Annotated in this window: 11 protein-coding genes and 2 pseudogenes; 9 read left to right on the forward strand and 4 right to left on the reverse strand. The window is 63.2% G+C overall.

Going from position 1 to position 15,442, the window contains the following annotated elements; all coding sequences use genetic code 11:
* Nucleotides 1–73: 73 nt before the first annotated feature.
* The 3 genes from XBLMG947_RS04495 to XBLMG947_RS04505 form a co-directional block, all read right to left on the reverse strand.
* A complete protein-coding gene (locus tag XBLMG947_RS04495; protein WP_065466579.1) occupies nucleotides 74–1,642 on the reverse strand; it encodes a SulP family inorganic anion transporter in 1,569 nt (522 codons plus the stop codon).
* Between the two features lie 11 nt (nucleotides 1,643–1,653).
* Nucleotides 1,654–2,334, reverse strand: coding sequence for a carbonic anhydrase (locus tag XBLMG947_RS04500; RefSeq protein WP_065466580.1), 681 nt, complete (start codon nucleotides 2,332–2,334; stop codon nucleotides 1,654–1,656).
* A gap of 115 nt (nucleotides 2,335–2,449) precedes the next feature.
* Nucleotides 2,450–2,770, reverse strand: coding sequence for a hypothetical protein (locus tag XBLMG947_RS04505; protein ID WP_181093103.1), 321 nt, complete (start codon nucleotides 2,768–2,770; stop codon nucleotides 2,450–2,452).
* Between the two features lie 337 nt (nucleotides 2,771–3,107).
* Here XBLMG947_RS04505 and XBLMG947_RS04510 point away from each other — a divergent pair, with 337 nt between their 5' ends.
* The 9 genes and pseudogenes from XBLMG947_RS04510 (at nucleotide 3,108) to rnt (ending at nucleotide 12,096) form a co-directional block, all read left to right on the forward strand.
* A complete protein-coding gene (locus XBLMG947_RS04510; RefSeq protein WP_065466582.1) occupies nucleotides 3,108–4,358 on the forward strand; it encodes an OprO/OprP family phosphate-selective porin in 1,251 nt (416 codons plus the stop codon).
* Between the two features lie 157 nt (nucleotides 4,359–4,515).
* The gene (gene pstS, locus XBLMG947_RS04515; RefSeq protein ID WP_065466583.1) at nucleotides 4,516–5,535 is read left to right on the forward strand and encodes a phosphate ABC transporter substrate-binding protein PstS; all 1,020 of its coding nucleotides are present in this window, start codon (nucleotides 4,516–4,518) and stop codon (nucleotides 5,533–5,535) included.
* A gap of 342 nt (nucleotides 5,536–5,877) precedes the next feature.
* A complete protein-coding gene (gene pstS, locus XBLMG947_RS04520) occupies nucleotides 5,878–6,969 on the forward strand; it encodes a phosphate ABC transporter substrate-binding protein PstS (protein WP_065466584.1) in 1,092 nt (363 codons plus the stop codon).
* A 111-nt stretch (nucleotides 6,970–7,080) separates the two neighbouring features.
* Nucleotides 7,081–8,055 (forward strand): phosphate ABC transporter permease subunit PstC, encoded by a 975-nt coding sequence (pstC, locus tag XBLMG947_RS04525; protein WP_065466585.1) that lies wholly within the window; start codon nucleotides 7,081–7,083, stop codon nucleotides 8,053–8,055.
* Entirely contained in the window at nucleotides 8,055–8,924 is an 870-nt protein-coding gene (gene pstA / locus XBLMG947_RS04530; RefSeq protein WP_065466586.1) for a phosphate ABC transporter permease PstA, read from the forward strand. Before pstC ends, pstA begins: the two co-directional genes overlap by 1 nt.
* A gap of 22 nt (nucleotides 8,925–8,946) precedes the next feature.
* On the forward strand, nucleotides 8,947–9,777 hold the full coding sequence (gene pstB / locus XBLMG947_RS04535) for a phosphate ABC transporter ATP-binding protein PstB (RefSeq protein ID WP_065466587.1): 831 nt from the start codon (nucleotides 8,947–8,949) through the stop codon (nucleotides 9,775–9,777).
* Nucleotides 9,778–9,905: 128 nt separating this feature from the next.
* A complete protein-coding gene (gene phoU, locus XBLMG947_RS04540; RefSeq protein WP_065466588.1) occupies nucleotides 9,906–10,616 on the forward strand; it encodes a phosphate signaling complex protein PhoU in 711 nt (236 codons plus the stop codon).
* A gap of 131 nt (nucleotides 10,617–10,747) precedes the next feature.
* Nucleotides 10,748–11,167 (forward strand): annotated as a pseudogene (locus XBLMG947_RS04545) (RcnB family protein).
* Between the two features lie 287 nt (nucleotides 11,168–11,454).
* Entirely contained in the window at nucleotides 11,455–12,096 is a 642-nt protein-coding gene (gene rnt, locus XBLMG947_RS04550; protein ID WP_083992853.1) for a ribonuclease T, read from the forward strand.
* Between the two features lie 227 nt (nucleotides 12,097–12,323).
* Here rnt and XBLMG947_RS04555 read toward each other — a convergent pair.
* Nucleotides 12,324–15,358: pseudogene (locus XBLMG947_RS04555) on the reverse strand (diguanylate cyclase domain-containing protein).
* Nucleotides 15,359–15,442 lie beyond the last annotated feature (84 nt).

A 15,442-nucleotide genomic window follows, 5' to 3' on the forward strand; every position in this document is an offset into this window, starting at 1 on the left:
CGTCTTTCGGCGCCATGCATCATCCGGTCGCGACGGGGGCCACCCGGCGCGAACGCCAGGCGTTTACAACGACTTACGCAGCTTCTGCCTGTTTTACGTGTGGCTCGGCCGACGGACGCTCCACTGTTCGCCGCCCTTCGACACGTCGCTCCAGCTCCTTCCAGTCCACCACCAGCTCGCAGCCGCGCGAAGCTGCATTCCGGCTCCAGTCGCGCAACAACTCGATGCAGGCATGGTCGACGTGATGCAGCTTGGCCACATCCAGATGCAGCGCAGTGTTCGGCGGCACGCTTTCCAGGGTACGCGCCATGGCCGGCACCTTCAGGAAGGTGGCCGAACCCTGCAGTGTCAAATGCATCTCGTCCTTCTTTTCGGCGTGCTCGTGCACCTCGACCTTCAGACGCGAGGAATGCAATGCCAGACGAAACAACGACAGACCGAAGCCGATCAGCACACCGGTCAGCAGGTCGGTCGCCACGATCGCGAAGGTGGTGGCCAGGTAGATCGCAGCCGTTCCACGACCGTAGGTCGCCAGCTCCTTGACCTGCCCGATCTTGATCATCTTCACGCCCGTGTAGACCAGGATACCGGCCAGACACGCCACCGGCGTCATCCGCAACAGCCACGGCAGCAGCATGGCGAACACCAGCAACCAGCTGCCGTGCAGGATGGTCGATGCACGCGTGGCCGCACCGGCCTGCACATTGGCCGCGCTGCGCACGATCACGCCGGTCATCGGCAATGCACCCAGGAAGCCGCACAGCATATTGCCCACACCCTGCGCCGCCAGTTCACGGTCGTAGTGGGTGCGTGCGCCCTGATGCATGCGGTCCACCGCCGCCGCCGACAGCAAGGTTTCCGCGCTGGCGATGAAGGCGAAGGTCACTGCCGAGACCAGCAAGGCGTGATTGAACACGCCAAAGATGTCGGAAATGCTGGGGATGCTGATCGCAGAGAACAGGTTGGTCGGCACATCGACCTTGTTGACGTTCAAGCCCAGCAGCTGCACGGTCGCCGTCACCACCACCACCGCGATCAACGCACCCGGCAAGAACCGCAGACGCTGCGGACGCAGCTTGTCCCACGCCAGGATGATGCCGATCGTGGCCAGACCCACCAACAACGCGGTGCGGCCGGTGCCTGCGCTGATGGCCTGCCACAACACGGCAGGCAAGGCAGCGAAGTTCTCCAGACCACGCGCCTTGGGCGCGGCATCCATCAACACGTGCGCCTGCGACGCCACGATCAGGATGCCGATGCCCGACAGCATGCCGGCCACCACGGCCGGCGATGTCATCCGGAACCACACACCTGCGCGGCACAGACCGGCCACCAACTGAATTGCACCGGCCACCAGAATCACCGGCCCAAGCGCGGCAGCGCCGTGCTCACGCACCAGTTCGAACACCAACACAGCCAGGCCGGCGGCCGGCCCGCTCACCTGCAGCGGAGACCCCGCCAGAAAGCCGACAACCAAACCCCCGATGATGCCGGTGATCAGGCCTGCGGCCGGCGGCATGCCGGATGCGATCGCAATTCCCATGCACAACGGAAGCGCGACCAGAAAGACCACGACAGACGCCAATAAATCACGCCCAAACAGTCCCTGACGGAAATATCCGCCGATACCTGATGTGTTCATGGTGGGCTCCGTCAGGCCAGTTCAGCGCGCACGACTTGCTGCAGTCGCGGACGTGGAGTGGCTTCGGGAGTGCTTTCGTCAAGTAGCGGCCGGAAGCCACCCTTTTCGGCATCGAAGGCGCGGATATCGCCATGGGCGATATCGTAGATCCAACCATGGATCCGCAAAGTGCCTGCGGCAAGACGCGCTGCGACCACCGGCTGCGTACGCAGATGATCCAATTGCGAGACCACGTTCTCTTCGGTCATGCAACTCAGCGCTTCTTGACTGTGCGGATCGTGGCCGTGATGCGCGGTGACGTGACGCGCCGCATCGGTGTGCTTGAGCCACGCTGCAACGGAGGGCACGTCTTCCAGCGACTCCGGCTTGAGCACGGCCTTCATCGCGCCGCAATCGGTATGACCGCAGATCACGATATGGCGCACGCCCAGCACCGCGATGGCGTATTCGATCGCGGCCACCACGCCACTGACGTGCTGCGAATAAGGCGGCACCACATTGCCGATGTTGCGATAGACGAACAGCTCGCCTGGTTGCGCGGAGAAGATCAACTCCGGCATGACGCGCGAATCTGCGCAGGTAATGAACAGCGTATGCGGGCTTTGGCCGCCTGCCAGTTCCTGAAAGCGCGCACTCTGGCGCGGATACACTTCCTTACGGAAATGACGAAAACCTTCTAGCAAACTTTCCATGGGAGATTCCTCTGGGCAACGAAATAGCCGTTCGCGGCGCAAACCGCGAATTGCAAAGACAACAAATCAATCGGAAATCCGGCGCAGAAAGCACCGGGTACAGCGACAGCGGGGATCAGGCAAGCAGTGCGTTTGGAGGACGCAGTTGTGGGATCAGGTCGCGTTTTTGATTTGCCGGCGCATGATGCGCGTGCCAAGAAGGGGAATACCGCACCAGCATCGGCCATGCTTGGGAGAGCAAGGGGATATCGTCTGCAGGGTGTGTATCGACTTGGCTCTGTGTATCGCCATCGACCTGCGGATCTTCAGCTGCATCGCGTTCTTCGCCAGCATCCACCATCACCGCCAAACCGTCGCCCACCAACGCGTCTTGAACGCGCACGTGGTCGTTGGCTGCCAACCACACGGTAAGCGCGAGCAGGCAGACCAGCAGCAGTTGGAGGAATCGAGGAAACATTGCCTCGAATTTAACAATTTAGAGAGTGTGTATGCAAGTGGTGCATCGCACAAATTGACACATATGTTCAGGCTGCAATGACCGCAGTTCAAGCCTTTCGTCATGCAGCCCGTAAATTCAAGCGATTAGGACGAATGCGAGGCGCTGTCATACAACGTGCTCGTTCAGTATTTTGACACACAGCGACACAGTTAAAAAACTCGTAAACTCTTGTCTTTATTGGCAAAAATCAATTGTTGCATTTCTGTCGCTTTGTCACATTAACGCAACTTTCACATCATAGCCTGCGCCCACTTTCTCAGGTCGCAAGGCATCTATGAAACTCGCTCCCACCCTGCTTGGTTCCGCGCTGCTGCTGGCGCTCGCCGCTCCAGCGGCACACGCCGAAATCGCCATCGATGTGATCGGCGGTTCGGAAATCTCGCTGGAAGGCCTGGTGCAGGCCGACGGCAACTGGTTCCACAACGATGTGCAGGACCTCAACGGTCCGATCGGTGCCAACGGCGACAATTCCGAATTCAGCATCCGCCGCGCCGAACTGGTGCTCAAGGGCAAGGGTCCGGGCAACTTCGAATGGGTGGCCGGGTACGACCCGAGCGTGCTGAAGGAAGTGACCGTCCGCGGCACCACCATTCGCAGCACAGGCCGGTTCCTGGACAACAACGTCAAGTACAAGTTCGGCGGCAATGCGAACAACTACCTGCAGATCGGTCAGTTCAAGCAGCCCAACAGCCTGGAAGAACTGTCCAGCACCAAGAACAACGACTTCGTCTCCAAGGCGTCGGTGACCAATACCTATGGCATCTCGCGCCGCCTGGGCGTGGCCTATGGCATGGGCGACAACAACTGGAGCGTGACCGCCAGTGCGTTCGGCCGCGAGCTGACCCGTAACCAGGCGCACGGCAGCGGCTATGGCGCGCGCGGCACCTGGGCGCCGATCAACGAGACCGGCAACGTGCTGCATTTCGGTCTCAGCTACCTGGCCTACGACACCGACGACGACACCTTGCGCCTGCGCGCCCGTCCCGACGCCGACCTGACCACCGTTCGCCTGATCGACAGCGGCGCGATCACGAATGTGGACAACGTCGGTGTCGCCGGTGCCGAAGCGATGTGGATCACCGGGCCGTTCAAGGTGCAGAGCGAGTACTTCCAGGAGAATGCCAATCGCATCGGAGCCAATGCACACGACTACAAGAGCGATGGCTGGTACGTGAGCGGCGTCTGGAACCTCACCGGCGAAACCTGGGGTTACAAGGCCGGCGTGCCCACCACCCCGCTGCCCAACGAACCGGCATCGGGCATGTGGCAGCTGGCAGTGCGTTACGACAGCCTGGACCTCAACGACGGCCACTTGGTCGCCAACGGCAACACGCCGTTCGTCGATGGCGTGCTTGGCGGCAAGATGAACGTCTGGACGGTTGGCGCAAACTGGTACTGGCGCTCCAACTTCAAGCTCGCCCTCGACTACGCAAAGGTCGACAGCACGCGCTACAACAGCTCCACGCGTGGCTTGGTCGACGACAACCCGTCGATCATCGAAGCACGCGCGCAGTTCTACTGGTAAGCGCAACGCGGCAGCCGCCACTCTTTACTGTTCTGAACATCCGACGGCGCAACGTCGTCATCGCCGTGTCATTTTCCAGACACCGCGTGCTCATGCCGTTGCCCTGCAATGTCACCACTGCGGGCCGTCCTCATCCCTTCGCTACAGGAGCTGTTCCGTGATCCACTCCTTCAAGGCCCGTCTGGCCGTCGGCATCCTCGCCGCCTCGCTGGCGCTGTGCGCCCAGGCCGCCGATGTCACCGGCGCCGGTGCATCGTTCATTTACCCGGTGATGTCCAAGTGGTCGGCCGACTACAACGCTGCCACCAAGAAGCAGGTCAACTATCAGTCGATCGGTTCGGGCGGCGGCATTGCCCAGATCAAGGCGGCCAGCGTGGATTTCGGTTCCTCCGACGCTCCGCTCAAGCCGGAAGAACTGGCAGCAGCCGGCCTGGCGCAGTTCCCCTCGGTGATCGGCGGCGTGGTGCCGGTGGTCAACGTGCCCGGCGTCGCCGCCGGTGCGCTCAAGCTGGACGGCAAGACCCTGGGCGACATCTTCCTGGGCAAGGTCAGCACCTGGAACGACCCCGCGATCGCTGCGCTCAACCCGGGCGTGAAGCTGCCGGAAGGCAAGATCACCGTGGTGCATCGCTCCGATGGTTCGGGCACCAGCTTCAACTTCACCAACTACCTGTCCAAGGTCAACCCGGACTGGAAGAGCAAGGTCGGCGAAGGCACCGCCGTGCAGTGGCCGACCGGTATCGGCGGCAAGGGCAATGAAGGCGTCGCCGCGTACGTGAAGCAGATCAAGGGCGGTATCGGCTACGTCGAGCTGTCGTATGCGCTGCAGAACAAGATGGCCTATACCGCGATGAAGAATGCGGCCGGCAAGTTCGTGCAGCCGTCCGATGAAACCTTCGCCGCCGCTGCCAACAGCGCCGACTGGGCCAACAGCAAGGACTTCTACCTGGTGATGACCAACGCTGCGGGCGATAACGCCTGGCCGATCACGGCGACCAATTTCATCCTGGTGCAGAAGAAGCCGAAGAACCCGGCTGGTCTGAAGAACACGCTGGAATTCTTCCGCTGGGTCTACACCAAGGGCGATGCGCAGGCCAAGCAGTTGGACTACGTGCCGCTGCCGGACACCCTGGCGACCCAGATCGAAGCGTACTGGGCCAAGAACCTGCCGCACTAAGCACAAACGCGGGCCAGGTGGCGTAGGCGCGGCAAGCGATGCCGCAGCAACCGGCATGGGCCATCGCCCCATGCCGACTGCCCTGCCCCACCCAAGCTGACACGGCTACAGCGTGTATTGCCGCCCTGGCGGCAGACACGAAAACGAGCAAAGGAACGACGCCGTCTCTCTCCCCGGCGTCGGCCCCGGGACGCGGATCCCGGAGGGTACGACGCCCTCCGCGGTCCGCGTTCTTTTTTTTGTGATGCCTTGGCCGAAAGGCACTGTCATGCACGTGTAACAAAAACATCATTTCATAGCGTGGTCTGCCGGGTACCCGGCCAATCCAGCCTCGGAGCTTCCATGAAATTGCAGTCGGCCAGCCTGACCGCCCTGTCCCTTACCATCGCCCTTGCCCTGGCCGCGTGCTCGCCCGGCAAGGACGCTCAGTCCGGCGACGCCGCAAAGGGAGCGCCAACCGCAGGCGCCTCCGCCAGCGACAGCAAGGGCGCCGAGATCTCCGGTGCCGGCGCTTCCTTCATTTATCCGCTGGTGTCCAAGTGGTCGGCTGACTACAACGCCGCCACCGGCAACAAGGTCAACTACCAGTCGATCGGTTCCGGCGGCGGCATTGCGCAGATCAAGGCCGGCACGGTGGATTTCGGTTCGACCGACAAGCCGCTGGACAGCGCTGAATTGCAGCAGGCCGGCCTGGGCCAGTTCCCGTCCGCCATTGGCGGCGTGGTGCCGGTGATCAATCTGGAAGGCATGGCACCGGGCAAGCTGCGCCTGACCGGCGCCCTGCTGGGCGACATCTTCCTGGGCAAGGTCACGATGTGGAACGACGCGGCCATTGTCGCGGCCAACCCGGGCGTGACCCTGCCGGCCACCAAGATCAACCTGGTGCATCGCTCGGATGGTTCGGGCACCACCTTCAACTTCTCCAACTACCTGTCCAAGGTCAGCCCGGAGTGGAAGAGCAAGGTCGGCGAAGGCACCTCCGTGCAGTGGCCGGGCGGCGTGGGCGGCAAGGGCAACGAAGGCGTGGCCTCGTACGTGCAGCAGATCAAGGGCTCGATCGGTTACGTCGAGCTGGCCTACGCGTTGCAGAACAAGATGCCGTACACCTCGCTGCAGAACGCGGCAGGCCAGTGGGTCGAGCCGAATGCAGACAGCTTTGCCGCCGCTGCCGCCAGCGCCGACTGGGCCAATGCCAAGGACTTCAACCTGGTGATCACCAATGCACCGGGCGAGAAGGCGTGGCCGATCACCGCCACCAACTTCATGCTGATGCACAAGCAGGCCAAGGATGCGGCGCGCAGCAAGGCAACGCTGGACTTCTTCAAGTGGGCGCTGGAAAACGGCCAGGCTCAGGCCAGCGAACTGCATTACGTGCCGCTGCCGCCGGAATTGGTGAAGCAGATCGAAGCCTATTGGGGCAGCGAGTTCAAGTAATGCCCTGCACCCGCCCATGCGGCGGGATGCGCTGCGGCGAGGTGCCTGATGGCGCCTCGCTGTTCCTGCTGTCTCACGCTCCCGCGTTGCGCGGGTGACGAGTCCAATCGAATGAATGCCACCGCCATTCCCGAAGCGATGACCGCACCACGCGGCCGCGACCTGCGCGACGCACGCGCCGATCGCCTGTTCAAGCTTGCGTTGGCCGCCACGGTCGTGTTCGTCCTGTTGGCGCTCGGCAGCGCGGCGCTGTCGATGCTGTGGGGCGGACGCCATGCCTTGCAGATGCAGGGTCTGAGCTTCTTCTATTCCTCCGACTGGAATCCGGTCGAAAACAAATACGGTGCACTGGCACCGATCTACGGCACCCTGGTCACTGCCTTGATCGCGATGCTGATTGCGGTGCCGGTGAGTTTCGGTATCGCGTTCTTTCTCACCGAAGTGGCGCCGCGCTGGTTGCGTGGCCCGGTCGGCACTGCCATCGAACTGCTGGCCGGCATCCCGTCGATCATCTACGGTATGTGGGGCCTGTTCGTGCTGGTGCCGGTGATGACCGAGCATGTGACGCCATGGCTCAACGACCATCTCGGCACGTTGCCGCTGATTGGCCCCTTGTTTCAGGGCCCGCCGCTGGGCATCGGCCTGCTGACCGCCGGCTTCGTGCTGGCGATCATGGTGATTCCTTTCATCTCCTCAGTGATGCGCGAAGTGTTTCTGACCGTCCCCACACGCTTGAAGGAATCGGCGTACGCGCTGGGCTCGACCAAGTGGGAAGTGAGCTGGGACATCGTGTTGCCGTACACCCGCTCGGCGGTGATCGGCGGGGTGTTTCTGGGACTAGGCCGTGCACTGGGCGAAACCATGGCGGTAGCGTTCGTGGTTGGTAACACGGTGCGCTTGTCGCCGTCTTTGCTGGAGCCTGGCACGACCATCGCGGCATTGATCGCCAACGATTTCGGCGAGGCCACCGAGACCTATCGGTCGGCGTTGCTGCTGTTGGGCTTCGTGCTGTTCATCGTGACCTTTATCGTACTGGCGATCGCACGTTTCATGCTGATGCAGCTGTCGCGTCGGGAGGGCAACTGATGTCCGCCGCTTCGGTTTCGCAATCGCTGTACAACCGCCGCCGGGTGACCAACGCCATCGCGTTGCTGCTGTCGTGCGTCACCGCGTTGTTTGGCCTGTTCTTTCTGGCGTGGATCCTGTGGACCCTGTTGTCCAAGGGCGTGCCGGGGATCGATCTCAATCTGTTTACCAAGATGACACCGCCACCGATGCAGGAAGGCGGCTTGCTCAACGCCTTCTTCGGCAGTGCGGTGATGTGCGGGCTGGCGCTGGCCATCGGTACGCCGCTGGGTATCGCGGCTGGCACCTGGTTGGCCGAATACGGCAATGCGCGCAAGACTGGCCTGGTGGTGCGCTTCGTCAACGACATCCTGTTGTCGGCGCCATCGATCGTGCTGGGTCTGTTCGTCTACACCTTGTATGTGATGCAGACCGGCGGGCGCTTCTCGGCGTTTGCCGGTGCGCTGTCGCTGGCCTTCATCGTGCTGCCGGTGGTGGTGCGTACCACCGACGAAATGCTGCGACTGGTACCGGCGCAGATGCGCGAAGCGGCGCTGTCGCTGGGCATCCCGCAGTGGAAAGTCACCGTACAGGTGCTGTATCGCGCCGCCTCGGCCGGCATCCTCACCGGCATCCTGCTTGCCTTGGCGCGCATCAGCGGCGAAACCGCACCGCTGCTGTTCACCGCATTCGGCAATCAGTATTGGAACAGCAACATCTTCCAGCCGATGGCCAGCGTGCCGGTGATCATGAATCAATTCGCTGGCAGCCCGTACGACACCTGGCAGACCCTGGCCTGGGCCGGCGCACTGGTGCTGACCGTGTTCGTGTTGCTGGTCAGCACCAGTGCGCGCGCCCTGCTCTTGCGCAACAAGATCTCCAATGACTGACCTTTCCTTCCGGACACCCGACATGAACGATCTCCAAAACGCCAAGCCGATGCATCGCATCGCGGTTCCGGCCGCCACGGGGGCGCAGACGGCGCAGGCGCCGGTGAAGGTGGCGGCACGCAATCTGGATTTCTATTACGACAAGTACCACGCGCTCAAGGGCATCAACATCGAGATCCCGGAGAAGCGCGTCACCGCCTTGATCGGCCCCTCGGGCTGCGGCAAGTCGACCTTGCTGCGCATCTTCAACCGTATCTACGCGCTCTATCCGAAGATGGAAGCGCGTGGCGAGGTGTTGCTGGACAACGAAAACATCCTGTCGCCGAAGTACCCGATGAACCGCCTGCGCAGCAAGGTGGGCATGGTGTTCCAGAAGCCGGTGCCGTTTCCGATGACGATCTTCGAGAACGTGGCCTACGGTATCCGCCATCACGAAAAATTGTCCAAAGCCGACATGCAGAACCGCGTCGAGCATGCGCTGCGTCAGGGCGCGCTGTGGGACGAGGTCAAGGACAAGCTGGGGCAAAGCGCGTTGGGCCTGTCTGGTGGCCAGCAGCAACGCTTATGCATCGCACGTGCGGTGGCACTGCGCCCGGACGTGTTGTTGCTGGACGAACCGACGTCGGCGCTGGACCCGATTTCCACCAGCCGTATCGAGCAATTGGTGGAAGAGCTCAAGCGCGAATACACCATCGTGATCGTGACCCACAACATGCAGCAGGCCGCACGCGTGTCCGACTACACCGCCTTCATGTATCTGGGCGATCTGATCGAACACGACCGCACGGAAACCATTTTTTCGCAGCCGTCCAAGCAGCAGACCGAGGACTACATCACCGGCCGTTTCGGTTGATGTAAGACGCGCCAGCGCAACGCCGTATTGACGCGGTTCCGTCGCACCGCCCGGCACGACATTTGCACCTTTTGCCATGTCGCCAAGGTTACGGCGGACATCCACCACTGCCACGAATCGAGATCACGATGAACCAGCACCTCAACGACCATATCGTCAAAAGCTACGACGAGGAGCAGCAGCGTCTTGTCGCAGAGATCGTGCGCATGGGCGACACGGCGGTGGCGCAGTTGGAAGCGGCGCTGGATGTGGTGGAGCGTCGCGACGACAATGCCGCACATCGCATCGTGGTCAACGACGAGGCGATCGACGCGCTGGAGCATGCGATCAGCCATGACGTCATGCGTCTGGCCCTGCGCGGCCCTATGGCGCGCGATCTACGCGAAATTCTTGCCGGCCTGCGCATTCCAGCTGATATCGAACGCATTGGCGATTACGCAGCCAACGTCGCCAAGCGCTCGATCGCGCTCAATTCCGCACCGCCGCTGCCGCAGACCGTGGGCCTGCGCGCACTCGGCCAGATGGCGGCCGATGCGGTGCGCGAAGCGGTGCAGGCGTACCGCGACAAGGACGCCAATGCCGCGATCCGTGTCCGCGACGAGGACGCACGCCTGGATGCGCAGTACACCGCGCTGTTCCGTGAGTTGCTCACCTACATGATGGAAGACCCGCGTAATATCACTCCGTGCACGCATCTGCTGTTCATGGCAAAGAATCTGGAACGCATCGGCGACCACGCCACCAACATCGCCGAGAACGTGTGGTTCCTGGTGCATGGCGAGCAGCCGCTGCCTCCGCGCCTGAAGCGCGACGACACCAGCAGCACCGGCGTCATCTGAGCCGCGGCAGCGCTGCATCGCTGCCGTGCTCGCCGGAAACAGGTGCGGGAACGCTTTATTTCATTACGTCTTCAGCTTCAAATTCCTACGGTGGAATTGCGCAGGCATTTCCTGTGAAGCGGAGTCTGCTGATGAAACGTTTCGTTGGATCTTTCATGGCGTTTCATGGCGTTGTCGCTGCTGACTTCTGGCGCAGCGTTGGCAGCGCCGCAGCAGCACGACGACCGCGATCACGACAGTGACCGTGACGCGCAGCGGCACGACGACCATGGCCCAGACCGCCATGACGACCATCCCGATGGCAGGCACGAGGACAGGCGCGATGATCGCCACGACGCGCATCATGATGCTCACCGCAACGACCGCCTGGCCCGCCGTATTGCCGCGGCGAGCGGCTGGCACCTGACCATCATGGCAGCCGCGTTGCCGACTACCACAGGCACCACCTCAAGCCGCCGCCGCGTGGGCACGAATGGCATCGCGTGGACAACACCTACGTGCTGATCGCAGTGGCCACCGGGCTGATCGCCAGCGTCGTCGCTGGTCGCTAAGCGCCAGCTCACCAGGTCGTTAGAAAGGCCGGTCCGTGATAACGCGGATCGGGCCTTTTTAATGGTCGGTCTGGGGAGACTGACGTTGTATGATCGATGCTCAGGCCGTCAGGCCGTCAGGCCGTCAGGTCGGCGCTCAGGCCTCGCAGGCACTGGCTGGCAGTGATGCGAGTTCACAACGCCCGACACGCGCTTGGTTGCGACGCCTTCTTGATGCATCGCACTTTCCACCAGAGCGAGTGCAGCCTGCGCCCCCTGACAGAGCCCGGGGTGCGACCTGCTAGGCTATGCGGATGAACGAACCGGTCGATGTGCAGCCTACCCCCTCCTTTTTGCCGATGTCGCGCCGCTTTCGCGGCTATCTGCCCGTGGTGGTGGACGTAGAAACGGGCGGGTTCGACTGGAACAGGCACGCATTACTGGAAATCGCCTGCGTGCCGATCGAAATGGATGCCGACGGACGCTTTTTCCCCGGCGAGACCGCCAGTGCGCACCTGGTCCCTGCACCCGGGCTGGAGATCGACCCGAAATCGCTGGAAATCACCGGCATCGTGCTCGACCACCCGTTCCGCCTTGCGAAACAGGAAAAGGACGCGCTGGACCATGTATTCGCACCGGTCCGCGCGGCAGTGAAGAAATACGGCTGCCAGCGCGCGATCCTGGTCGGCCATAACGCGCATTTCGATCTGAATTTTCTCAACGCTGCCGTGGCGCGCGTGGGCCACAAACGCAACCCGTTTCATCCTTTCAGCGTGTTCGACACGGTGACACTGGCCGGCGTGGCGTATGGCCAGACCGTGCTGGCACGCGCCGCCCAGGCCGCAGGCCTGGACTGGAATGCCGCCGACGCGCACAGCGCGGTCTACGACACCGAACAGACCGCCCGCCTGTTCTGCAAGATCGCCAACGCCTGGCCGGGACCGGTTTGAGTTCGGGAATCGGGAATCGGGAATCGGGAATCGGGAATCGCAAAAGCTTTCCTTCATTAGCAGCGCTAGTCGCGCACTCCCATCAATCGCGATCGCGAATTAGCCAACGCTGCACCACTGCGCGCCTCCGTTCCCTCATCCGCCCTGCGGGCGCCGTCTCCCGTAGTAAAAGGACATACCGGCACCGCTTTTGCGATTCCCGATTCTCCATTCCCGATTCCCCGCCGCTAACCCACACAGATCCGGTCGCGCCCAGCGCTCTTGGCCTCGTACAAGGCGTGATCGGCCCGCTGCATCAGCGAAGAGCCGGTGTCGTCATCGCGTAGCTCGGTCACGCCGGCGCTGAAGGTCACCTGCAAGCCCTCCACGCTGCGCCAGTCGTGACGGGCGTGGAATAGCGCGCGAATGCGCAGGCAGAGCGCCTGCGCTTCGTCCAACGTGGTGTCGGCCAAGAGCAGCGCGAATTCTTCACCGCCCAGGCGAGCCGGCAGATCCGAGGCGCGCGCGGCCGCGGTGAGCAGCACTCCCACCTCGTGCAGGACCGCATCCCCGCTGGCGTGCGAGTAATGGTCGTTGATGCGCTTGAAGTGATCGATATCCAGAATTGCCAGCACCAGCGGCCGCGCACTGCGCCGTGCGCGGCTGATGTCGCGCGCCAGCGCTTCATCGAAGTGGCGACGGTTGGGCAGCCCGGTCAGCGCATCCTCGTGCGCCTGGCGCTCGAAGACATCGGACTTGATGCGCAGGCGCGTCAACGACTCGCTCTTTTCCTGGTTGGCCTGCAGCAAGCGCTGCGCCTGCAGTTGCAGGTCTTCGGTGCGTTTGCGCACCAGCTCGGCCAAGCGCGCGTTATGGGTCGTGTAGCGATGCAGCAGCAGGCGATACAGCAAGGCAAGCGCCAGGATCGCACCGAGCACCGCGGCGAGGCGCACATCCTGGCGTTGCCACCACAACGGCAACACCTCGAACGCCCACACCGCTTCGCGCGGGCTCCACGCAACGCCCGGATGGCGCGCGGCCACGTGCAGGCGATAACGGCCGGGCGGCAAGCCGATGAACTCCACGCTGCGCTGCCGACCACGTTCGGTCCAGGTGGTGTCCAGGCCATCCAGGCGGGTGCGGTACTCGATCCGCTCCGGCAGCAGAAAGCTCATGCCGACGTAGGACACGTTCAAGCGGTGACCGCCAGCCAGTTGCTCGCGCTGACGCCGCGACACCGGGCGGCCATCCTGCTGCACGCTTTCGATCACTGCCGGCGGCGAGCGACGTTCACGGAAGCGCTGCAGACGTGCCGGGTCGACCATACTCACGCCGCCGGCTGTCACCACCCAGACCGTGCCGTCGGCACGCCGCAGCATGCTGGGGCCGGAACTGCCGTTGGCCTGCGCATTGCCCATGCCATCGATCTCGCCATAGCGCTCGATGGCCAGCGTGCCGTGCCCATCGGCAACGGCATCGAGCGCCTTGAATTGGATGCGCAGCATGCCGCGATTGCTGCTGATCCACGCATTGCCAAGCCGGTCTTCGACGACATGGAACACCGTGTCCACCGGCATGCCCTGCTCCAGACCCACGCGTGCGAGAACGCCATTGCGCTCGCGATACAGGCCGCGATCGGTCGAGATCCACATGGCGTCGCCGATGGCCTGAAAACCGAACACGCTGCGCGCCCGCCCAGGCCTTCCAGATTCAACTGCTGCAGCTTGCCGTTGCGTAGCACCGCCGCGCCGTCGACCGAGCCGATCCACAACGCGCCATCGACGCTGGCCAGTGCCGTCACCACGCCCGTGGGTAACCCTTCGACCGCCAAGGCCGCGCGCTTGCCGTCCACCAGCTGCACCACGCCACGCTGGGTTGCCAGCCAGACCGCATCGTGGTCGTCGATCACGATCGCGCGGATATGCCCGAGGGGAATGCCGTCGGCCTCGTCGTAATGACGCAGCAGCCGTCCACCGCGCAACACGAAGACGCCATCGGCGTAGGTTCCCACCCAAAGGTCGCCGTGCCGGTCCAGCGCCAGACTGAGCACCGACAGGCGCCGTCCGGACGGTGTGACCACCGGCATCGACACGATGCGCCCGTCCGGCAGCATCCGGTCCAGGCCGGCGGTTCCGGCGATCCACAGACTGCCGTCGCGGTCCTCCAGCAGTGCGCGACTGTAGTCGCCGCTCAATCCGTCGCGCTGGCTGTAGCTCGTGAACAAGGTTTCGCGCAACCGGAACAGACCGCCGTTGGCGCCGACCCAGATATTGCCTTCGGCATCTTCGCGCAGGCTGACGATGCGCCCTGTCGGCAGGCTGCGACCGGCCGGCAGATGCTCCACGCCATACGGCCCGATCCGTAGCAATCCCTGGTTTTCGCTACCCAGCCATAGATCGCCGTGGCGATCCTGCAGCATCGCGGTGAAGTGGCCCTGCCCCGGCACCCGATGCACCCGCTCGGCGCGCTCGCCTTGCACGCGGTAGAGCTGATCGCCTGCAACCACCCACACCGTGCCGTCCGTGGCGCGATATGGCCATGCCAACCTCGGTGGAAAGCCGAAGGCGGCCGGCGCGCGATGCATGCGCCCATCCGCTTCGCGGTAGATCAACCCATCGAAGGTGCCGATCAATAAGCGCCCCTGCGCATCGAACACCATGCGCTGAAAGCTGCTCTGCAGCGGCCCCCCATCGGCCGGCGGGAAATAATCGAAACGCCCATCCGGCGATAGGCAACACAACCCATGCCCTTCGAACAACAGCCACATGCGGCCTTCGGCGTCCATGGTCATGGCGTGGATCAACGCCTGCGGCCACTGCCCCCGCCGTTGCCACTGCTGCCACTGCCCATCGGCGCCGTGCCGGACCAGATTGCCGCGCGCATCGCTCGGCCACAGCGCGCCATCGCGATCCACATACAGCGCGCCGACGCCGTTATCGGGCAGCCCCGGGCGCGTGCTGCGATCGATCACGCTGAACTCCAGCCCGTGGTAGCGCACCAGGCCTTCCCAGGTGGCAAACCACAGATACCCGTCGCGGGTCTGGGCGATGCCACGCAAGGAGTTGTGCGGCAGCCCGTTGCGCGAGCTCCAACTATCGATGGCGTAGTCGCGTAACCGTGCGGTTCCAGGGGTCGCCGCAGTTGCGGCAAGCGACCAAAACGCCAAGAGCAGACAGGCGCTGAGACCGAGCCAATGCCGCGGCGGTCTGTGTTTTCGTCGTGCTGACGCCTGGACGCCGCAACTGCTCTCGCCTGTTTGCCAGACGCCCACCCCATCGTTCATTACACACAACACGCCATTCACTGACGGTATGGTGGGCAAAAACGCTGCGACGCGTTCGCGCGCGGGTAGTTCTAAGTCGAAAGG

This window comes from Xanthomonas bromi (assembly GCF_900092025.1).
GTDB lineage: Bacteria > Pseudomonadota > Gammaproteobacteria > Xanthomonadales > Xanthomonadaceae > Xanthomonas > Xanthomonas bromi.

Coding starts and splice junctions, on each gene's coding strand:
- pstA (WP_065466586.1), top strand. CDS start 8,055: ATGTCCGCCGCTTCGGTTTCGCAATCGCTGTACAACCGCCGCCGGGTG.
- phoU (WP_065466588.1), top strand. CDS start 9,906: ATGAACCAGCACCTCAACGACCATATCGTCAAAAGCTACGACGAGGAG.
- pstS (WP_065466584.1), top strand. CDS start 5,878: ATGAAATTGCAGTCGGCCAGCCTGACCGCCCTGTCCCTTACCATCGCC.
- XBLMG947_RS04510 (WP_065466582.1), top strand. CDS start 3,108: ATGAAACTCGCTCCCACCCTGCTTGGTTCCGCGCTGCTGCTGGCGCTC.
- XBLMG947_RS04495 (WP_065466579.1), bottom strand. CDS start 1,642: ATGAACACATCAGGTATCGGCGGATATTTCCGTCAGGGACTGTTTGGG.
- pstC (WP_065466585.1), top strand. CDS start 7,081: ATGAATGCCACCGCCATTCCCGAAGCGATGACCGCACCACGCGGCCGC.
- pstB (WP_065466587.1), top strand. CDS start 8,947: ATGAACGATCTCCAAAACGCCAAGCCGATGCATCGCATCGCGGTTCCG.
- rnt (WP_083992853.1), top strand. CDS start 11,455: ATGCGGATGAACGAACCGGTCGATGTGCAGCCTACCCCCTCCTTTTTG.
- XBLMG947_RS04500 (WP_065466580.1), bottom strand. CDS start 2,334: ATGGAAAGTTTGCTAGAAGGTTTTCGTCATTTCCGTAAGGAAGTGTAT.